General features: G+C 52.9%; 17 protein-coding genes and 1 riboswitch. Of the genes, 13 read left to right on the top strand and 4 right to left on the bottom strand.

Annotated features, from left to right (window positions below):
* Nucleotides 1-239: 239 nt before the first annotated feature.
* The 5 genes from leuL to leuD all read left to right on the top strand — a co-directional run bounded on the left by leuL (nt 240) and on the right by leuD (nt 5,098).
* The gene (leuL, locus tag OH663_RS09150; protein ID WP_049002746.1) at nt 240-326 is read left to right on the top strand and encodes a leu operon leader peptide; all 87 of its coding nucleotides are present in this window, start codon (nt 240-242) and stop codon (nt 324-326) included.
* 90 nt (nt 327-416) lie between these two features.
* On the top strand, nt 417-1,988 hold the full coding sequence (gene leuA, locus OH663_RS09145; RefSeq protein WP_200011445.1) for a 2-isopropylmalate synthase: 1,572 nt from the start codon (nt 417-419) through the stop codon (nt 1,986-1,988).
* Nucleotides 1,988-3,079, top strand: a complete 1,092-nt coding sequence (leuB, locus tag OH663_RS09140; protein WP_045439760.1) for a 3-isopropylmalate dehydrogenase — start codon at nt 1,988-1,990, stop codon at nt 3,077-3,079. The genes leuA and leuB overlap by 1 nt, the downstream gene beginning before the upstream one ends.
* Nucleotides 3,080-3,081: 2 nt before the next feature.
* On the top strand, nt 3,082-4,482 hold the full coding sequence (gene leuC, locus OH663_RS09135; RefSeq protein ID WP_263525716.1) for a 3-isopropylmalate dehydratase large subunit: 1,401 nt from the start codon (nt 3,082-3,084) through the stop codon (nt 4,480-4,482).
* A 10-nt stretch (nt 4,483-4,492) separates the two neighbouring features.
* A complete protein-coding gene (gene leuD / locus OH663_RS09130; RefSeq protein ID WP_045439755.1) occupies nt 4,493-5,098 on the top strand; it encodes a 3-isopropylmalate dehydratase small subunit in 606 nt (201 codons plus the stop codon).
* A 50-nt stretch (nt 5,099-5,148) separates the two neighbouring features.
* Here the strand turns inward: leuD and OH663_RS09125 are convergent, their stop codons facing one another.
* The gene (locus OH663_RS09125; RefSeq protein WP_200011444.1) at nt 5,149-6,327 is read right to left on the bottom strand and encodes a sugar efflux transporter; all 1,179 of its coding nucleotides are present in this window, start codon (nt 6,325-6,327) and stop codon (nt 5,149-5,151) included.
* A gap of 127 nt (nt 6,328-6,454) precedes the next feature.
* Nucleotides 6,455-6,577 carry a glucose uptake inhibitor SgrT gene (gene sgrT, locus OH663_RS09120; protein WP_045439749.1) on the bottom strand — a complete coding sequence of 41 codons (123 nt, stop codon included), beginning with the start codon at nt 6,575-6,577 and terminating at the stop codon, nt 6,455-6,457.
* Nucleotides 6,578-6,676: 99 nt separating this feature from the next.
* Here sgrT and sgrR point away from each other — a divergent pair, with 99 nt between their 5' ends.
* The 4 genes from sgrR to thiQ all read left to right on the top strand — a co-directional run bounded on the left by sgrR (nt 6,677) and on the right by thiQ (nt 11,754).
* Entirely contained in the window at nt 6,677-8,332 is a 1,656-nt protein-coding gene (sgrR, locus tag OH663_RS09115) for an HTH-type transcriptional regulator SgrR (protein ID WP_048222065.1), read from the top strand.
* Between the two features lie 35 nt (nt 8,333-8,367).
* Nucleotides 8,368-8,468: riboswitch (TPP riboswitch) on the top strand.
* Nucleotides 8,469-8,499: 31 nt separating this feature from the next.
* Complete coding sequence (gene thiB, locus OH663_RS09110) at nt 8,500-9,483, top strand: thiamine ABC transporter substrate binding subunit (protein WP_045439737.1); 984 nt, start codon at nt 8,500-8,502, stop codon at nt 9,481-9,483.
* Nucleotides 9,459-11,069 carry a thiamine/thiamine pyrophosphate ABC transporter permease ThiP gene (gene thiP, locus OH663_RS09105; RefSeq protein ID WP_045439734.1) on the top strand — a complete coding sequence of 537 codons (1,611 nt, stop codon included), beginning with the start codon at nt 9,459-9,461 and terminating at the stop codon, nt 11,067-11,069. Before thiB ends, thiP begins: the two co-directional genes overlap by 25 nt.
* Complete coding sequence (thiQ, locus tag OH663_RS09100) at nt 11,053-11,754, top strand: thiamine ABC transporter ATP-binding protein ThiQ (protein WP_200011443.1); 702 nt, start codon at nt 11,053-11,055, stop codon at nt 11,752-11,754. Before thiP ends, thiQ begins: the two co-directional genes overlap by 17 nt.
* Here the strand turns inward: thiQ and OH663_RS09095 are convergent.
* Nucleotides 11,748-12,515: a DedA family protein gene (locus tag OH663_RS09095; RefSeq protein ID WP_045439729.1), complete on the bottom strand. Its 768-nt coding sequence runs from the start codon at nt 12,513-12,515 to the stop codon at nt 11,748-11,750. The genes thiQ and OH663_RS09095 overlap by 7 nt on opposite strands.
* 119 nt (nt 12,516-12,634) lie before the next feature.
* Nucleotides 12,635-13,480: an arabinose operon transcriptional regulator AraC gene (gene araC / locus OH663_RS09090; protein WP_045439726.1), complete on the bottom strand. Its 846-nt coding sequence runs from the start codon at nt 13,478-13,480 to the stop codon at nt 12,635-12,637.
* 339 nt (nt 13,481-13,819) lie between these two features.
* Between araC and araB the strand changes: the two genes are divergently transcribed.
* The 4 genes from araB (at nt 13,820) to polB (ending at nt 20,213) form a co-directional block, all read left to right on the top strand.
* The gene (gene araB, locus OH663_RS09085; RefSeq protein ID WP_200011442.1) at nt 13,820-15,529 is read left to right on the top strand and encodes a ribulokinase; all 1,710 of its coding nucleotides are present in this window, start codon (nt 13,820-13,822) and stop codon (nt 15,527-15,529) included.
* A 10-nt stretch (nt 15,530-15,539) separates the two neighbouring features.
* A complete protein-coding gene (gene araA, locus OH663_RS09080) occupies nt 15,540-17,042 on the top strand; it encodes an L-arabinose isomerase (RefSeq protein WP_045439719.1) in 1,503 nt (500 codons plus the stop codon).
* Between the two features lie 11 nt (nt 17,043-17,053).
* Nucleotides 17,054-17,749, top strand: coding sequence for an L-ribulose-5-phosphate 4-epimerase (gene araD / locus OH663_RS09075; protein WP_048222070.1), 696 nt, complete (start codon nt 17,054-17,056; stop codon nt 17,747-17,749).
* Between the two features lie 112 nt (nt 17,750-17,861).
* A complete protein-coding gene (polB, locus tag OH663_RS09070) occupies nt 17,862-20,213 on the top strand; it encodes a DNA polymerase II (RefSeq protein WP_200011440.1) in 2,352 nt (783 codons plus the stop codon).
* Nucleotides 20,214-20,321: the final 108 nt, after the last annotated feature.

Below are 20,321 nucleotides of genomic sequence, written 5' to 3'. Positions count from 1 at the left end.
CCTCTTCATCTGTTCCATTACAATAATTGAAAATAATTATGCTTAAACATTTCAAATAATGAAAAGTATGTACGCCGCATACTGATTTATTTTATACAAACATAAAAATTCAGCACAATTCGCTCAAACATGGAGAGGTATTTCTCTCTGAACGGAGGGATTTGCAGTGAGCAGGGTTGACATCAGACTTCATATCCAGTACCACTAAAAGCATATCGCATTCGCCTGGAGCCTGATTGATGACTTACATTGCTCGTTTTAACGGTCTACTACTACTAAACGCATCTTCGTTGCGCGGTAGACTGGTGAACGACATTCAGCATTAAGTCAGCTCCAGTTAAGACAAAAAACCCGCGCCGTTGCGCGGGTTTTTTTATGCTCGAAGCAAGGCGCCCTAAACACCAAGGACCTAAACCATGAGCCAGCAAGTCATTATTTTCGATACCACCTTACGCGATGGTGAACAGGCGTTACAGGCAAGCCTGAGTGTAAAAGAAAAACTGCAGATTGCTCTGGCTCTCGAGCGTATGGGCGTTGACGTGATGGAAGTGGGTTTCCCTGTTTCGTCGCCGGGTGACTTTGAATCAGTACAAACCATCGCCCGTCAGGTTAAAAGCAGCCGCGTTTGCGCATTAGCCCGCTGTGTAGAAAAAGATATCGACGTCGCGGCTGAATCCCTGAAAGTGGCAGAGGCTTTCCGTATTCATACGTTTATTGCCACCTCACCTATGCATATTGCGACCAAGCTGCGCAGTACGCTGGATGAAGTTATTGAGCGGGCTATCTATATGGTTAAACGCGCTCGTAATTACACGGATGACGTTGAATTCTCGTGCGAAGACGCTGGCCGAACCCCTATCGCTGATCTGGCTCGCGTGGTGGAAGCGGCTATTAATGCGGGAGCCAGAACCATCAATATCCCCGATACCGTCGGTTACACCATGCCTTTCGAATTTGGGGCAATTATTTCCGGTCTGTATGAACGCGTACCGAATATCGACAAAGCGATCATATCTGTACACACCCATGACGATTTAGGTCTGGGTGTCGGTAATGCGCTGGCGGCAGTGCATGCGGGGGCTCGTCAGGTAGAAGGGGCAATGAACGGTATCGGTGAACGTGCTGGTAACTGCTCGCTGGAAGAAGTCATCATGGCGATCAAAGTCCGCAAAGATATCCTGAATGTACAGACCCGCATCAATCACCAGGAGATCTGGCGTACCAGTCAGATGGTCAGCCAAATCTGTAATATGCCGATTCCGGCAAACAAAGCGATTGTTGGCAGTGGCGCTTTTGCCCACTCCTCAGGCATTCATCAGGACGGCGTGCTGAAAAACCGTGAAAACTACGAAATCATGACCCCGGAATCCATCGGTTTGAATCAGGTGCAGTTGAACCTGACTTCCCGTTCCGGACGTGCCGCCGTAAAACACCGTATGGATGAGATGGGTTACAAAGAGAGTGAATACAGTCTGGATAATCTGTACGACGCATTCCTGAAACTGGCGGATAAAAAAGGTCAGGTATTCGATTACGACCTGGAAGCCCTGGCCTTCATTAACAAACAGCAGGAAGAACCAGAACATTTCCGTCTGGATTATTTCAGCGTGCAGTCAGGTTCTAATGATATCGCTACCGCCTCCGTCAAGCTGGTCTGTGGCGAAGAAGTCAAAGCCGAAGCAGCCAACGGCAACGGGCCGGTCGATGCCATTTATCAAGCCATCAACCGTATTACCGATTACAACGTTGAACTGGTGAAATACAGCCTGACCGCGAAAGGCCACGGTAAAGATGCGCTGGGTCAGGTAGATATTGTCGCTAACTATAACGGGCGCCGCTTCCATGGCGTCGGTCTGGCAACAGATATCGTCGAATCTTCCGCAAAAGCGATGGTACATGTGCTGAACAATATCTGGCGCGCCGAAGAAGTCGAAAAAGAATTGCAACGCAAAGCTCAGAACAACGAGAACAATAAGGAAACCGTGTGATGTCGAAGAATTATCATATTGCTGTTTTACCGGGTGACGGTATTGGCCCGGAAGTGATGGCGCAAGCCCTGAAGGTACTGGAAGCAATTCGGACGCGTTTTAATATGCGCATTACCACCAGCCACTATGACGTAGGCGGAGCCGCCATCGATAACCACGGTCAACCGCTGCCACCCGCTACGGTTGAAGGTTGTGAGCAAGCCGATGCCATTCTGTTTGGCTCCGTTGGTGGCCCGAAATGGGAAAACCTGCCGCCAAACCAGCAGCCTGAACGCGGTGCTTTACTGCCATTACGTAAACACTTCAAATTATTCAGCAATCTGCGTCCGGCTAAGCTGTATCAGGGACTCGAAGCATTTTGCCCGCTGCGCGCCGACATCGCCGCCAACGGTTTCGACATCCTGTGCGTACGCGAACTGACCGGAGGCATCTACTTCGGTCAGCCAAAAGGTCGTGAAGGCAGCGGCCAACATGAGAAAGCCTTTGATACCGAGGTGTATCACCGTTTTGAGATTGAACGCATCGCGCGCATCGCCTTTGAGTCTGCACGCCAGCGCCGTCGTAAAGTGACGTCGATTGATAAAGCTAACGTGCTGCAAACCTCTATTTTGTGGCGCGAAATCGTCAATGAAATCGCTAATGAATACCCGGACGTTGAACTGGCTCATATGTACATCGATAACGCCACGATGCAGTTAATCAAAGACCCATCCCAGTTCGACGTGCTGTTGTGCTCAAACCTGTTTGGCGACATTCTGTCTGATGAGTGCGCCATGATCACCGGCTCAATGGGCATGCTGCCCTCTGCCAGCCTCAATGAGCTGGGCTTTGGCCTGTACGAACCCGCTGGCGGCTCCGCTCCGGATATTGCCGGGAAAAATATCGCTAACCCAATTGCCCAGATCCTGTCTCTGGCGCTGCTGTTACGCTACAGCCTGGATGCCAATGATGCAGCCTCCGCTATTGAGAGCGCCATCAACCGCGCATTAGAAGAAGGCATTCGTACGGGCGACTTAGCCCGTGGCGCAGCCGCAGTCAGTACCGATGAAATGGGCGATATCATCGCTCGTTACATCGCAGAAGGGGTGTAATCATGGCCAGAACGTTATACGAAAAATTGTTTGATGCGCACGTGGTGTATGAGGCGCAAAACGAAACTCCGCTGTTATATATCGACAGACATCTGGTGCATGAAGTGACCTCTCCACAGGCATTTGACGGTCTGCGTGCGCACAATCGTCCGGTTCGCCAACCAGGCAAAACCTTCGCGACCATGGATCATAATGTCTCAACGCAAACCAAAGACATTAACGCTTCCGGCGAAATGGCGCGTATTCAGATGCAAGAACTGATCAAAAACTGCAATGAATTCGGCGTCGAGCTGTACGACCTGAATCATCCGTATCAGGGCATCGTCCACGTCATGGGGCCGGAGCAAGGCGTGACTCTGCCGGGCATGACCATCGTCTGCGGTGACTCCCACACTGCCACTCATGGTGCGTTTGGCGCGCTGGCGTTTGGTATCGGGACTTCCGAAGTCGAACACGTGCTTGCTACGCAAACCCTGAAACAGGGCCGGGCAAAAACCATGAAGATTGAGGTTAACGGCACTGCTGCTCCGGGTATCACGGCTAAAGATATCGTGCTGGCGATCATTGGTAAAACCGGCAGCGCAGGCGGTACCAGCCATGTGGTTGAGTTTTGTGGCGATGCCATCCGTGCACTGAGCATGGAAGGCCGTATGACTCTGTGCAATATGGCGATTGAGATGGGTGCCAAAGCGGGTCTGGTCGCGCCGGATGAAACCACGTTTAACTATGTGCAGGGTCGTTTGCATGCGCCGAAAGGCCAGGACTTTGCCAACGCGGTTGAGTACTGGAAAACGTTGAAAACCGACGACGGTGCGACCTTTGATACTATCGTAACTCTGCAGGCCGAAGAGATTGCACCACAGGTAACCTGGGGAACGAATCCAGGCCAGGTGATTTCCGTGAACGATAATATTCCCGACCCAGCATCGTTTACCGACCCAGTTGAGCGCGCTTCGGCAGAAAAAGCGCTGGCTTATATGGGGCTGAAGCCGGGGATCCCGCTGACCGATGTGGCGATCGACAAGGTGTTTATCGGCTCCTGCACTAACTCACGTATAGAAGATTTACGTGCCGCTGCGGAAATCGCTAAAGGGCGTAAAGTCGCGCCAGGGGTGCAGGCGCTGGTGGTACCAGGTTCCGGCCCGGTAAAAGCACAGGCAGAAGCGGAAGGGCTGGATAAAATATTCATTGAAGCCGGTTTTGAATGGCGCTTGCCGGGTTGCTCAATGTGTCTGGCAATGAATAATGACCGCCTGAATCCCGGAGAACGTTGCGCTTCCACCAGCAACCGTAATTTTGAAGGTCGTCAGGGCCGCGGTGGACGTACGCACTTAGTCAGCCCGGCAATGGCCGCCGCTGCCGCCGTTACCGGCCATTTTGCCGATATTCGCAGCATCAAATAAGGAAACCACCATGGCAGAGAAATTTACCCAGCATACCGGCCTGGTTGTCCCACTGGATGCCGCCAACGTCGATACTGATGCAATTATTCCTAAACAGTTTCTGCAGAAGGTAACGCGTACCGGTTTCGGCGCACACCTGTTTAATGACTGGCGTTTCCTGGATGAAAAGGGCCAACAACCCAACCCAGAGTTCGTCCTGAACTTCCCGGAATATAAAGGTGCCTCAATTCTGCTGGCGCGGGAAAACTTTGGCTGCGGCTCATCGCGTGAACACGCGCCGTGGGCGTTGACTGATTACGGCTTCAAAGTGGTGATTGCACCAAGCTTCGCTGACATCTTTTACGGCAACAGCTTCAACAATCAGCTTCTGCCAGTGAAGTTAAGCGATGTAGAAGTTGATGAGCTGTTCAAACTGGTGCAGGCGCATCCGGGGATCCGCTTTGAAGTGGACCTTGAAGCGCAGGTAGTGAAAGCGGGCGATAAGTCATACAGCTTCAAAATTGATGATTTCCGCCGCCACTGCATGCTCAATGGCCTGGACAGCATCGGCCTGACGTTGCAGCATGAAGACGCCATCTCCGCTTACGAAAATAAGCAACCGGCATTTATGCGCTGATACTCAACATGCCGGATAGCGACACAAAAGTGTCTTATCCGGCACGCTGATTACACATCTTTTACCCGTCCGGTCATCACCAGCGTAATCAGAGAAATCCCCGCAATCACCCAGTAGACGGCAAAATGCCCGTAGCTTTGCGCCACCGCCCCCTGAATAACCCCCGCCAGAATCACGCCCGTTGAAATACTGTTGGTAAACAACGTCGTCGCCGAACCAGCACGCCCAGGCATCAGATCCTGAAACCACAGAATACCGATCCCCGCAACGATACCGATAAATACCGCATTAAACAGCTGCAGGATAAGTAACGCCGTGTGGCTATGAAAGAAAATAAGGCCGAGATAAAACAACACGCCAGCCGCTACGGCAGTCATCATCATCCGCCGTTTACCGAAGCGCTTCACGTAATAGCCCGCCAGAATCATCGCTGGAATTTCCAGCCCCGCCGCAGTCCCCATCAGGATCCCGGCAAGCTTGTCAGGCAGACCAAGCTCAAGGCTGATCCACAGCGGCATATCGATGATGTACATGGTGTTACAGGTCCACATCAGCGTAGAGGCGATAAACAACATGCGCACATTTTTATCCTGCCAGCCGCCAGCCTGTTCAAGCGTGACATCAACAGGCTGTGCTACCCGAGCCACGGATGGCAGTATCAGCGCGATTAGCACCAGGCTAATCGCGAAAATGCCTGCGGCAATAGAGAACATCGCCGTGAAACCGTAATTCAACGCCAGCATAAAGGCCAGCGGCGGCCCAATCACCCACGCCAGCGAAAGCTGGGCACGCATAACCGAACTAAACATCACCACTTCGCGTGCCGAGTTATCAGCATACTCTCGTGCCAGCGCAAACAGCTGTGGCATAGCCGTATTCGCCAGTGAAGCCAGCAGTACTCCGCAGGTTATCAGCGTTAAATAATGGCGATTAAAGGCAAACAACAGTGCGTTACCAATAGCCATCAGGCAGCAGAACATAATCAGTTTGCGCCGATCTCCCTGGCTATCTGATCGTTTTGCCAGACCAAGACTAACCGCAATCCCGGCAATCGCATTGACGGTGTAAAACAGACCGACCCAAAATGGCTGCGCCCCAACCTCACGACTCAGAAACAGGCTCAGCGTGGGTGCTTGTAATGCCCCCGCCACGCCCATCATGAATGCAACCAGCATAAATGCGGCATAAACGCCGTTAAGGCGCCGTCCCATCGTCATAATCCAGAGCATTACCTTTCCTTTTGCGCAGCGGAAACGAAAAAAAGCCAGCAGGTAATATCTGCTGGCGGGTGAATCGAGGCGGTAGCCTGCACCAATACTCAGTCACACATGATGTCTGCAATTCGGCATTCAGAGGTCAGTTTGTCAGCTCCCACTGCATCAGTTCTTCGAGCATCTTTAAGCGCTGCGGTGCGCTCAGGCAAGCCAACCAGGACAAGCGTTCTGTCGCGGTAAAGTATTTCAACCAGAACTGACGCATAGATGACCCCTTTGTCGTCTCATCGCTTCATCGGAATCTATTATTGACTTAATATAGGGATAATAAAATTGCTGAGTTTTCCGCAGGAGTTCCCCTTTTATGTCTTCTGGTCGTTTGCAACAACAGTTCATCCGTCTGTGGCAATGCTGTGACGGCAAAACGCAAGATACTACGCTGAACGAACTGGCGGAGCTTCTTAGCTGTTCCCGACGCCACATGCGTACCCTGCTTAACACCATGCAGGAACGCGGCTGGCTAACATGGGAAGCAGAAGTCGGACGCGGCAAACGATCGCGCCTGACGTTTCTCTATACCGGGCTTGCGCTCCAGCAGCAGCGTGCAGAAGACCTGCTGGAGCAGGATCGTATTGATCAACTGGTGCAACTGGTCGGGGATAAAACAGCCGTACGGCAAATGCTGGTTTCCCATTTGGGTCGCAGCTTTCGTCAGGGCCGACACATCATGCGTGTCCTCTACTATCGCCCTATGCACAACTTGCTCCCCGGTACAGCGTTACGCCGTTCTGAAACCCACATTGCCCGGCAAATCTTCAGCGCCTTAATTCGGGTAAATGAGGAAAATGGGGAACTGGAAGCCGATATAGCACATCACTGGCAACAAATTTCCCCGCTGCACTGGCGCTTCTTCCTGCGCCCTGGGGTCCATTTTCATCATGGTCGCGAGCTGGAAATGGAAGATGTGATTTCCTCACTCACGCGTATTAACAATCTGCCGCTGTACTCGCACATCACGCAAATTGTTTCCCCCACGGCCTGGACGCTGGATATCCACCTTTCGCAAGCGGATCGCTGGCTTCCCTGGTTATTGGGACAAGTGCCCGCAATGATCCTGCCGCGTGAATGGGAAACGCTCAATAATTTCTCCAGCCACCCCATTGGTACCGGCCCCTATGCGGTAATGCGCAACACGCATAGCCAGCTAAAAATTCACGCATTTGATGATTACTTTGGCTACCGGGCGTTGATCGATGAAGTTAACGTTTGGGTCCTACCGGACATAGGTGAAGAACCTGGCGGCGGTCTGATGCTGAAAGGCCCAACCGAAGATGAAAAAGCGATCGAAAGCCGCCTGGAAGAAGGCTGCTACTACATGCTGTTTGATTCACGTTCCCATCGAGGAGCAAATCAGGACGTTCGCGAATGGGTAAGCCGCATTCTCTCACCGACGAATTTAATTTTTCAGGCTGATGAACAGTATCAACGACACTGGTTCCCCGCCTACGGATTACTCCCCCGCTGGCATCACGCGAGACCAGGACTCGGTGAAAAACCGGCAGGGCTGGAAACGCTGACGCTTACTTACTACCGCGATCATATCGAGCATCGGGTTATCGCGCAGATCATGAAAACATTACTGGCGGAACATCAGGTACAGCTGAATATTCAGGAGATCGACTACGATCAATGGCATGCAGGCGAGACCGTCAGCGATATCTGGCTCAACAGTGCCAACTTTACCTTGCCACTGGACTTCTCACTGTTCGCCCATTTATGCGAAGTCCCGCTGCTGCAAAACTGTATTTCTCTGGACTGGGAAAGCGACGCCGCCCGCTGGCGAACCGGCGAAATGAGTCTGGCAGCGTGGTGCCAGCAGCTGCTTGCCAGTAAAGCTATTGTGCCGCTGATCCATCACTGGCTGATCATTCAGGGACAGCGGAGTATGCGCGGGTTACGTATGAATACCCTCGGCTGGTTTGATTTTAAATCTGCATGGTTCGCACCACCGGATCCTTAAGGCTTTTGATTTATTCACGTAATCATTACAATGTGCCGTTCTCAACGGGGTGCTGCGCCGAGTGCGCGGGCTGAGAAAATACCCGTCGAACCTGATCCGGATAACGCCGGCGAAGGGATTTGAGGCTACAGCTCAAGTCCTTTGCCACTCTTTTAATGAGGTGCAAAGTGTTAAAAAAATGTCTTCCCCTGCTGCTACTGTGCGCAGCGCCTGCCTTCGCCAAACCTGTTTTGACTGTCTATACCTACGACTCGTTCGCCGCTGACTGGGGCCCCGGTCCAACCATCAAAAAAGCCTTTGAAGCTGACTGCAACTGTGAGCTAAAACTGGTGGCGCTGGAAGATGGTGTATCACTGCTGAACCGCCTGCGTATGGAAGGAAAAAACAGTAAAGCCGACGTAGTACTTGGTCTGGACAACAACCTGCTTGAAGCCGCAATGCAAACCAAACTGTTTGCCAAAAGCGACGTGGCGAACGATACCGTCGCAGTCCCTGGCGGCTGGAAAAACGACACGTTTGTACCGTTTGATTACGGCTATTTCGCCTTCGTTTATGACAAAAACAAGCTGAAAAACCCGCCGAAAAGCCTGAAGGAACTGGTCGAGAGCGACCAAAAATGGCGTGTAATCTACCAGGATCCACGCACCAGCACGCCGGGTCTGGGACTGCTGCTGTGGATGCAAAAAGTCTATGGCGATAAAACGCCAGAAGCCTGGCAGAAACTGGCAGCAAAAACCGTCACCGTCACCAAAGGCTGGAGTGAAGCCTACGGCCTGTTTCTGAAAGGTGAAAGTGATCTGGTACTAAGCTATACAACTTCTCCTGCGTATCACATCATCGAAGAGAAGAAAGACAACTACGCCGCCGCGAATTTTAGCGAAGGTCACTATCTGCAGGTTGAAGTTGCTGCCCGCACCGCTGCCAGCAAGCAGCCGGAACTTGCAGAAAAATTCCTTAAATTTATGGTCTCTCCGGCATTCCAGAACGCCATTCCGACGGGCAACTGGATGTATCCGGTTACCCAGGTCGCCCTGCCGCCAGGATTTGAGCAACTGGAAAAACCATCTACCGCACTGGAATTTACTCCGCAGCAGGTAGCAACCCAACGTCAGGCATGGATTAGCGAATGGCAACGCGCCGTCAGCCGTTAATACCCGGCTGGCTGATACCAGGACTTTCAGCCGCCACGCTGATGGTGGCTGTCGCTCTGGCAGCATTTCTGGCGCTGTGGTTTAACGCGCCACAAGGGGACTGGTTCTCGCTGTTGCAGGACAGCTACCTGTGGCATGTGGTGCGCTTTTCCTTCTGGCAGGCGTTTTTATCCGCAGCGCTGTCCGTCATCCCGGCGATTTTCCTCGCCAGAGCACTCTATCGCCGCCGTTTTCCCGGACGTCTGGCGTTGCTGCGCCTGTGCGCGATGACGCTGATCCTGCCTGTGCTGGTCGCCGTCTTTGGTATCCTCAGCGTATATGGTCGCCAGGGCTGGCTGGCCTCAATCTGGCAAACATTCGGACTGGAATGGACGTTTTCCCCGTACGGCCTGCAGGGCATTCTGCTGGCCCACGTCTTTTTCAATCTCCCAATGGCCAGCCGCTTACTGCTGCAATCACTGGAGAATATTCCCGGTGAACAGCGTCAGCTCGCAGCGCAGTTAGGTATGCGCGGCTGGCATTTCTTCCGCTTTGTTGAATGGCCATGGCTGCGTCGTCAGATCCTCCCCGTCGCTGCACTCATCTTTATGCTGTGTTTCGCCAGCTTCGCTACCGTCTTGTCGCTCGGTGGTGGGCCACAAGCAACCACCATTGAGCTGGCTATCTATCAGGCGCTGAGCTTTGATTACGATCCTGCCCGAGCCGCCATGCTGGCGCTGATCCAGATGATTTGTTGTTTAGCCCTTGTGCTGCTTAGCCAACGTCTGAGCCGGGCGATCGCCCCCGGTACCACGCTGGTCCAGGGGTGGCGCGATCCCGACGATCGCCTGCACAGCCGCCTAGCTGACGCAATCCTGATTATTCTGGCCCTGCTGCTGTTGCTGCCGCCGCTGCTGGCGGTGATGGTCGATGGTTTAAATCGCCATGTACTGGATGTGCTTATGCAGCCAGTACTGTGGCAAGCGCTGTGGACCTCGCTGCGCATCGCGCTGGCAGCAGGCATGTTGTGCGTTATTCTCACCATGATGCTGCTATGGAGCAGCCGCGAACTGCGTGCCCGACAGCAGGTACTGGCAGGCCAGACGCTGGAACTTAGCGGCATGATGATACTCGCCATGCCGGGCATTGTGCTGGCTACCGGCTTCTTCCTGTTGCTTAACGACACTATCGGGCTACCGGACTCTGCGGATGGCATTGTCATTTTCACCAATGCGCTGATGGCGATCCCTTACGCGTTAAAAGTGCTGGAAAATCCAATGCGTGATGTAACCACACGCTACAGTAGGTTGTGTCAGTCTTTGGGTATTGAAGGGTGGTCACGGCTGAAAGTGGTTGAACTGCGCGCCCTGAAACGTCCGCTGGCGCAGGCAATGGCCTTTGCCTGCGTGCTCTCTATTGGCGATTTTGGCGTGGTGGCGTTGTTTGGTAATGATGATTTCCGCACGTTGCCATTTTACCTGTATCAGCAAATTGGTTCTTATCGCAGCCAGGATGGTGCGGTAACGGCATTATTGTTGCTTATCCTGTGCTTTACGCTGTTTACCGTTATTGAGAAATTACCGGGTCGAAATGTTAAAACTGATTGATATCACATGGCTGTACCACCATTTGCCGATGCGCTTTACGTTGTCAGTTGCGCGGGGTGAGCAGGTCGCGGTACTTGGGCCAAGCGGTGCCGGGAAAAGTACCCTATTGAATCTGATCGCCGGATTTCTGACACCGGCCAGCGGTACCATGTTGATTGAAGGTGAAGATCACACCGCCACGCCGCCCTCTCGTCGTCCTGTTTCCATGCTGTTTCAGGAAAACAACCTGTTCAGTCACCTGAGCGTACAGCAAAACATTGGCCTGGGCCTTAATCCGGGATTAAAACTGAACGCGTTTCAGCGGGAGAAAATGCACCATATCGCCAAACAAATGGGGATCGAAAACCTGCTGGAGAGACTTCCCGGCGAGCTTTCCGGCGGACAGAGGCAACGCGTCGCTCTGGCACGCTGTCTGGTTCGCGAACAGCCCGTGTTACTGCTCGACGAACCGTTTTCCGCGCTCGACCCCGCTCTGCGTCAGGAGATGCTAACGCTGGTAGCCGATGTTTGTCGTGAGAAGCAATTGACTCTGCTGATGGTGTCACACAGCGTAGAAGACGCCGCGCGTATTGCGCCGCGTTCAATTGTGGTCGCCGACGGACGTATAGCGTGGCAAGGCAAAACGGATGAGTTATTAAGCGGTCATGCCAGTGCCTCAGCATTGCTCGGAATTGAGCGTCAGTAGCCAACCACTTTGCGCAGAATATCAATATAAACAGGCATCAATGGATGGCGCACCAGGGCAACCAGCGCAACAACGCCGATACCGAGAATAAGTGGTGCCAGCCAGAGCAGACGGCCTCGTGGCAAATACGGCGTTAAACGATCAACCGCGGCTTTGCCACTGCGCCACAGTCGCCAGCACAGCCAGCCTCCAACCCACAGCAGCAGCGCCGTTGCCAGCAACAACCATTTGAAATCCCCGCTCTGTATCTCAGAAGGAATATCAATCGCCGCGCCAGCCAGAATACCCGGCAAAAAATAGAAAGGGGGCCACAATATGCAACCAATGATATTGGGCACGATAAATTTTGTGACCGGCAGATCCAGCATACCCGCCACCATCGGCACCAGCGGGCGCGTCGGCCCTACAAAACGGCCTACCAGAATGGTGAACATGCTGTGCTGATGGAGCGCATGTTCAGTTTTATCCAGTAATGCCTTGTTCTTTTTCATAAAAGACCAGCGATGAAGCGGCTTTTTAAAGCGCCATCCCAGCCAGAAAGAGATCCAGTCACCCAACAAACAACCAACGATGCCCGCAAGCCAGGCGTGCCAGAAGTTCAGTTCACCACTGCCAATCAGTGCGCCCAGCCCCGCCATCATTACGGTACCGGGTAAAATCAGGCCCACCAACGCCAGTGACTCCAGAAAAGCCACCAGTAGTACGGCTATCAAAGAGTACACGGCGGACTGGAGGATAAAGTGTTCCAGCAATGCTTGCATAATGTGTCCGTCAGATTTACGAAGCAGGGATTCTGATAACCCTTCCCAACTTCGTCAAGCCATCATTTGTCTGAATAGTTTGCGAGATATGACAACTTTCAGGACACATCATTCACTTTTTATTCACACCCTGCACGAAATTCGCTTGGGCTGGCACCGGTACATTTCTTGAAAACACGCGAGAAATAGAGCTGATCGTCAAATCCAACATTACGCCCGACCGTAGCGATAGGCATGCGCGTGGTACTCAACAGGAGTTTAGCCTGGCTAATACGCTGATCCTCACGCCAGCTCAATACGCTAATACCCAACTGCTGGCGGAACAGGTGCGATAAACGCGATGGCGACAGGCAGACATGTTGTGCGACGCTGGCAATATCAAAATTGCTGTCTGCAAGGTGATCGCTGATGTACTGGCAGGCATCACGTACGCGGTTATCCATCGGCGGGTGCAGCGATTCATTAATTGCTTCCATACGTCTGAGCAGCAGTTGCTCCAGCAGATTAATCGCCAGCAGTTCCGAGTATCGCCCTTCCCCCTGTCCGGCACTGATGATCTGACCAAACAGTTCGTTAAAATGCGGCTGATGCGCTTCGTCCGGACGAAAAAAACCAGTCTGAGCAAAAATCGTCGGCCAGGTCAGCCACTCCTGCCAGTATGCGCGTGGTCGAAAATAGACCCACTGGTGATACCATTCGCTGGCATCGGGGTGGCGTCCGTAGTGGTGAATTTCACCCGGTGGGAACAATAAAATATCACCTGGCCGGCAGACAAACTGCTTGCCCTGATTATTGATAACCCCTTCCCCACGGATGGTAAGGTTCAGGATATAGCCCTTCATGCCTAACGGCCTGTCGATAAAAAAATCCAGGTATCCGTTTGCTTCAATGGGGGTTAATCCCGCCACCAGATGTGCGTTAAACGAATAACCCGGCAGCAGGGGATCGTTTTGCGTTTCAGCCATAATTTCAATACTCCCGATGCTCTGATAAGAAACAAATCGTCCATATTGCGCAAGACATCGTCACCCTCGCCTCAGTGGATCGCCGTGTTTTCAGAAATTGACCATAAACCCCGCTTGTGAAAAGCATCTTGTAAAAAAGCCGTACCACATCGACGACAAAAACGGCTAACAAAAGTGTCTATAACTACGGCAGAAATGTCCACATTGATTATTTGCACAGCGTCACACTTTGTGATGTCACAGCATTTTAATCCATAAGATTAGCGGATCCTGCCTGACGGTTTTTATCCCCACTATCTACTGTTTATCCATACCTGTTTTTTTGGATGGAGCAAGACGATGGCAATTGCAATTGGCCTCGATTTTGGTAGTGATTCAGTACGAGCTCTGGCGGTGGACTGTGACAGCGGCAAGGAAATCGCCACCAGCGTAGAGTGGTATCCACGCTGGCAGGAAGGGCTGTATTGCGATGGCCCAAATAACCAGTTTCGCCATCATCCGCGTGACTACATTGAATCAATGGAAGCGGCGCTCAAAACTGTGCTGGCCGTACTGAGCGCTGAGCAGCGCGAGGAAGTGGTCGGGATTGGCGTTGACAGTACGGGGTCAACCCCGGCTCCCGTTGATGCCGATGGCAACGTCCTCGCACTGCACCCGGCGTTCGCTGACAACCCGAACGCCATGTTCGTGTTGTGGAAAGATCACACTTCAGTAGAAGAAGCAGAAGAAATTACCCGCCTGTGCCACACGCCAGGCAAAGCCGATTATTCCCGCTATATCGGCGGTATTTACTCCAGCGAATGGTTCTGGGCAAAAATCCTGCACGTTACCCGTCAGGACAACGCTGTTGCACAGGCCGCAGCCTCCTGGGTTGAACTGTGTGACTGGGTTCCGGCCCTGCTCTCAAATACTGTGCGTCCACAGGATATTCGTCGTGGACGCTGTAGCGCCGGACACAAGTCTCTGTGGCATGAAAGTTGGGGGGGGTTACCTCCGGCAAGTTTCTTTGATGAGCTCGACCCGCTTATCAACCGCCATCTGCAATACCCGATGTTTACTGACACCTTCACCGCTGACCTGCCTGTTGGCACGCTGTGTGCCGAATGGGCGCAACGCCTCGGTTTGCCAGAAAGCGTGGTGATTTCAGGCGGCGCATTTGACTGCCATATGGGAGCAGTCGGCGCAGGAGCGCAACCCAATACGCTGGTAAAAGTTATTGGCACTTCTACCTGCGACATTCTGATAGCCGACAAGCAAAGCGTGGGTGAGCGCGCGGTGAAGGGAATTTGCGGTCAGGTTGATGGCAGCGTCGTACCCCATTTTATTGGTCTGGAGGCTGGTCAATCCGCCTTCGGCGATATCTATGCCTGGTTTAGCCGCGTATTGAGCTGGCCACTGGATCAGCTTGTAGCGCAGCACCCTGAACTGAAAGCTCAAATTAAAGCCAGCCAAAAACAGTTGCTGCCCGCGCTGACCGAAGCATGGGCGAATAATCCTTCGCTGGATCATCTGCCGGTGGTACTCGACTGGTTCAACGGTCGTCGTACACCAAATGCCAACCAGCGCCTGAAAGGGGTCATTACCGATCTTAACCTTGCGACCGATGCTCCAGCACTGTTTGGTGGCCTGATTGCCGCAACGGCATTTGGCGCACGTGCCATCATGGAATGCTTTACCGAACAAGGTATTGCAGTCAACAACGTGATGGCCCTCGGCGGCATCGCGCGTAAAAACCCGATCATCATGCAAGCCTGCTGCGACGTACTTAATCGCCCGTTGCAGATTGTCGCTTCAGATCAATGCTGTGCGCTTGGCGCAGCCATCTTTGCCGCCGTCGCCGCAAAAGTTCACGCCGATATCCCGACCGCTCAGCAAAAAATGGCAAGTGCTGTGGAAAACACGCTGCAACCTCGCACCGAACAAGCTCAACGTTTTGAACAGCTTTATCGCCGCTACCAGCAGTGGGCTGTAAGCGCTGAACAACAATATCTTCCGACTGCCGCTCCGGCGCAAACAGCCCCGGTCAACCAGGCAACCCTGACACATTAAGGACACGACAATGACGATTTTTAATAACTATGAAGTGTGGTTTGTGATTGGTAGCCAGCATCTGTATGGGCCAGAAACTCTGCGTCAGGTAACCCAACATGCCGAGCACGTCGTAAACGCGCTGAATACCGAAGCAAAACTGCCCTGCAAACTGGTTTTAAAACCGTTGGGAACTTCACCTGACGAGATCACCGCAATTTGTCGTGATGCCAGCTATGACGATCGTTGCGCTGGGATGGTGGTCTGGCTGCACACCTTCTCTCCGGCCAAAATGTGGATCAACGGCCTGACGATCCTTAACAAGCCGCTGCTGCAGTTTCACACCCAGTTCAACGCTGCCCTACCGTGGGATAGCATTGATATGGACTTTATGAATCTGAACCAGACTGCGCACGGTGGTCGTGAGTTCGGCTTTATCGGCGCGCGAATGCGTCAACAGCATGCCGTCGTCACCGGTCACTGGCAGGACAAGCAGGCGCACGAGCGTATCGGTTCATGGATGCGCCAGGCTGTATCCAAACAGGATACCCGCCATCTGAAAGTGTGCCGCTTTGGCGACAACATGCGTGAAGTGGCTGTCACCGACGGTGACAAAGTTGCCGCCCAGATTAAATTTGGTTTCTCCGTTAACACCTGGGCTGTTGGCGATCTGGTTCAGGTGGTAAACGCTATTAGCGACGGCGACATTAATGCGCTGATCGACGAGTACGAAAGCAGCTACACCATGACACCAGCAACGCAGATCCACGGCGAAAAGCGTCAGAATGTGCTGGAAGCAGCTCGTATTGAACTGGGGATGAAGCGCTTTCTCGAACAGGGTGGGTTCCACGCCTTTACCACCACATTTGAAGATTTGCACGGCCTGAAGCAACTCCCGGGTCTGGCCGTACAGCGTCTGATGCAGCAAGGCTACGGCTTTGCGGGCGAAGGCGACTGGAAAACAGCCGCTCTGCTTCGCATCATGAAGGTGATGTCAACCGGTCTGCAGGGCGGCACCTCATTTATGGAGGATTACACCTACCACTTTGAGAAGGGTAACGATCTGGTGCTCGGCTCGCACATGCTGGAAGTCTGTCCGTCTATCGCGGTGGAAGAGAAACCGATCCTCGACGTACAGCATCTTGGCATCGGTGGTAAAGACGATCCTGCCCGCTTGATCTTCAACACCAAAACCGGCCCGGCAGTAGTTGCCAGCCTGATCGATCTCGGCGATCGCTTTCGTCTGCTGGTTAACTGCATTGATACGGTACAAACCCCGCACGACCTGCCGAAACTACCGGTGGCTAACGCATTATGGAAAGCCCAGCCGGATCTCCCCACCGCATCAGAGGCCTGGATCCTTGCTGGTGGCGCACACCATACCGTCTTCAGTCACGCGCTGGATCTGAACGACATGCGTCAGTTTGCTGAAATGCACGATATCGAGATCACCGTGATCGACAACGATACACGCCTGCCGGCCTTCAAGGACGCGCTGCGCTGGAATGAGGTGTATTACGGTTTGAAACGTTAAGGGTGATAAACATGTTAGACGATCTCAAACGTCAGGTACTGGAAGCGAACCTGGCGCTACCGAAGCACAACCTGGTTACCCTGACCTGGGGAAACGTTAGTGCCGTGGACCGCGAGCGCGGCGTATTTGTAATAAAACCTTCCGGTGTCGATTACAGTGTTATGACCGCTGATGATATGGTCGTCATCAGTATTGCAACGGGTGAAGTGGTAGAAGGAGAGAAAAAACCGTCTTCCGATACCCCAACCCACCGTTTGCTGTATCAGGCGTTTCCGACCATTGGCGGCATTGTCCACACCCATTCGCGTCACGCGACCATCTGGGCACAGGCAGGTCAGTCGATTCCGGCAACAGGCACAACACATGCGGACTACTTCTACGGGGCTATTCCCTGCACGCGTCAAATGACCGACGCCGAAATCAACGGGGAATATGAGTGGGAAACCGGTAATGTGATCGTTGAAACCTTCGAGAAGCAAGGCATTGACGCAGCGCAAATGCCGGGGGTGCTGGTGCACTCTCACGGCCCGTTTGCCTGGGGTAAAAATGCCGAAGACGCCGTACACAACGCGATTGTGCTGGAGGAAGTCGCCTATATGGGGATCTTCTGCCGCCAGCTCGCGCCACAACTGCCGAATATGCAGCAAACCCTGCTGGACAAACACTATCTGCGTAAACACGGTGCCAAGGCCTATTACGGACAGTAGCGAATTACTCAAGCAGTGCAGCGCGCTCTGGCGGCATACAACTGTATAAAACCACAGCAAACTTCTCAGAACCAGGCTATAATCATGCCTGGTTTTTTGATGGATACACAGCGTGGCGCAGGCAGGTTTTATTTTAACCCGACACTGGCGGGATACCTCGCAGGGGACAGAGGTTTCATTCTGGCTGGCAACAGACGATGGGCCACTGCTTGTCACGCTTGCGCCTCAAGAGTCGGTCGCCTTTATCCCCACAAGCCAGGTTTCCCGAGTCACCTCATTATTAAGTAGTGAAAACGGCTATCGCCTGACGCCGCTCAATTTGCAAGATTTTCACCGACAACCTGTTTCTGGCCTGTATTGCCGTTCACATCGTCAGCTTATGCGTCTGGAAAAACTGCTGCGAGAAAACGCAGTGACGGTGTACGAGGCAGACGTGCGCCCACCAGAGCGTTATCTGATGGAACGCTTTATCACGTCCCCCGTTTGGGTCGAAGGCGACAGACGCGGCAACACGCTTGTAAATGCCCGCCTGAAGCCGAATCCAGACTACCGTCCCCCGCTGAAATGGGTATCACTGGATATCGAAACGACACGACACGGTGAACTGTACTGCATTGGCCTTGAAGGCTGCGGACAACGCATTGTGTATATGCTCGGCCCGGCAAATGGTGATGCCTCACAGCTTGATTTTGCACTTGAGTACGTGGCAAGTCGTCCTCAGTTGCTGGAAAAACTCAACGACTGGATAGCACGTCACGATCCTGATGTGATTATCGGCTGGAACGTGGTGCAGTTCGATTTACGCGTCTTGCAAAATCATGCCGAACGTTATCGTATTCCACTGCGTTTTGGCCGCGATAACAGCGAGCTGGAGTGGCGCGAGCATGGTTTCAAAAATGGCGTTTTTTTCGCCCAGGCTAAAGGCCGTCTGATTATTGACGGCATTGAAGCGCTTAAATCAGCATTCTGGAATTTCTCATCGTTTTCACTGGAGACGGTTTCGCAAGAGCTGCTGGGAGAAGGGAAATCTATTGATAACCCGTGGGATCGAATGGATGAAATTGACCGCCGATTCGCTAACGATAAGCCTGCGCTTGCCACATACAACCTTAAAGACTGCGAACTGGTCACGCGCATTTTTCATAAAACTGAAATCATGCCATTTCTGCTGGAACGCTCGACGGTCAACGGCCTGCCTGTCGACCGGCACGGTGGTTCCGTTGCCGCCTTCGGCCATCTCTATTTACCGCGCATGCACCGCGCCGGCTACGTGGCACCGAATCTGGGGGAAGTCCCCCCTCACGCCAGCCCCGGCGGCTACGTGATGGATTCGCGCCCGGGTTTGTACGATTCCGTGCTGGTACTGGACTATAAAAGCCTGTATCCCTCAATCATTCGGACTTTTTTAATCGACCCGGTGGGGTTAATTGAAGGTATGGCGCATCCTGACCCGGTACACAGTACCGAAGGTTTTCTTGATGCCTGGTTCTCACGCGAAAAACACTGCCTCCCGGAGATCGTTACCCAGATCTGGCACGGACGCGATGAGGCTAAACGCCGCGGTAATAAGCCGCTTTCTCAGGCGCTGAAAATCATCATGAACGCGTTTTACGGCGTGCTTGGAACAACCGCCTGTCGTTTTTTTGATCCACGGCTGGCTTCATCAATTACCATGCGCGGCCATGCGATCATGCGCCAGACCAAAGCACTGATTGAAGCTCAGGGATACGACGTCATCTATGGTGATACCGACTCAACCTTTGTCTGGCTCAAAGGCGCATACTCAGAAGAGGAGGCCGGAAGGATTGGCCAGCAATTGGTGAATAACGTCAATACCTGGTGGGCACAATCGCTGCAACAACAGAATTTGACCAGCGCCCTGGAACTGGAGTTTGAAACCCACTTCTGCCGTTTTCTGATGCCGACGATTCGCGGTGCGGATACGGGCAGCAAGAAACGCTACGCCGGACTCATTCAGGATGGAGACCAACAGCGTATGGTCTTCAAAGGGCTGGAAACAGTGCGCACCGACTGGACGCCGCTGGCGCAGCAGTTTCAGCAAACGCTGTATCTGCGTATTTTTCGTAACGAGCCCTATCAGGAGTTTATCCGCGAAACCATTGATAAACTGATGGCGGGAGAGCTTGATGACCAACTGGTTTACCGCAAGCGCCTGCGTCGCCCGTTGAACGAATACCAACGTAATGTGCCGCCACACGTGCGTGCCGCACGGCTTGCTGACGAACAAAACGTAAAGCTGGGCCGCCCTCCGCAGTATCAAAACCGCGGTACCATCAAATATGTCTGGACGATAAACGGCCCGGAACCGGTGGATTATCAATTATCTGCGCTGGATTACGAACATTATCTTACGCGCCAGCTACAGCCTGTTGCGGAGGGAATTCTTCCCTTTATTGATGATAACTTTGCTACACTACTCACAGGGCAACTGGGGTTATTTTGACGCGTGACGAATGCGTCGCCATCCAGTACCATAGCGCCCTTTCCATTCCTGGACCCATTTAACATCACTACCACTGATTTATTAGCCTGGTAGCGGTGTCGTATGCTC

This window comes from Citrobacter sp. Marseille-Q5395 (assembly GCF_947057495.1).
GTDB lineage: Bacteria > Pseudomonadota > Gammaproteobacteria > Enterobacterales > Enterobacteriaceae > Citrobacter > Citrobacter murliniae.
Note: the sequence above shows the minus strand (reverse complement) of the source record. Positions and strands in the feature narration are given on the sequence as shown.

Coding starts and splice junctions, on each gene's coding strand:
- thiP (WP_045439734.1), top strand. CDS start 9,459: ATGGCAACGCGCCGTCAGCCGTTAATACCCGGCTGGCTGATACCAGGA.
- leuC (WP_263525716.1), top strand. CDS start 3,082: ATGGCCAGAACGTTATACGAAAAATTGTTTGATGCGCACGTGGTGTAT.
- araC (WP_045439726.1), bottom strand. CDS start 13,480: ATGGCTGAAACGCAAAACGATCCCCTGCTGCCGGGTTATTCGTTTAAC.
- leuB (WP_045439760.1), top strand. CDS start 1,988: ATGTCGAAGAATTATCATATTGCTGTTTTACCGGGTGACGGTATTGGC.
- leuA (WP_200011445.1), top strand. CDS start 417: ATGAGCCAGCAAGTCATTATTTTCGATACCACCTTACGCGATGGTGAA.
- sgrT (WP_045439749.1), bottom strand. CDS start 6,577: ATGCGTCAGTTCTGGTTGAAATACTTTACCGCGACAGAACGCTTGTCC.
- leuL (WP_049002746.1), top strand. CDS start 240: ATGACTTACATTGCTCGTTTTAACGGTCTACTACTACTAAACGCATCT.
- araA (WP_045439719.1), top strand. CDS start 15,540: ATGACGATTTTTAATAACTATGAAGTGTGGTTTGTGATTGGTAGCCAG.
- araD (WP_048222070.1), top strand. CDS start 17,054: ATGTTAGACGATCTCAAACGTCAGGTACTGGAAGCGAACCTGGCGCTA.
- leuD (WP_045439755.1), top strand. CDS start 4,493: ATGGCAGAGAAATTTACCCAGCATACCGGCCTGGTTGTCCCACTGGAT.
- sgrR (WP_048222065.1), top strand. CDS start 6,677: ATGTCTTCTGGTCGTTTGCAACAACAGTTCATCCGTCTGTGGCAATGC.
- OH663_RS09095 (WP_045439729.1), bottom strand. CDS start 12,515: ATGCAAGCATTGCTGGAACACTTTATCCTCCAGTCCGCCGTGTACTCT.
- OH663_RS09125 (WP_200011444.1), bottom strand. CDS start 6,327: ATGCTCTGGATTATGACGATGGGACGGCGCCTTAACGGCGTTTATGCC.
- araB (WP_200011442.1), top strand. CDS start 13,820: ATGGCAATTGCAATTGGCCTCGATTTTGGTAGTGATTCAGTACGAGCT.
- thiQ (WP_200011443.1), top strand. CDS start 11,053: ATGTTAAAACTGATTGATATCACATGGCTGTACCACCATTTGCCGATG.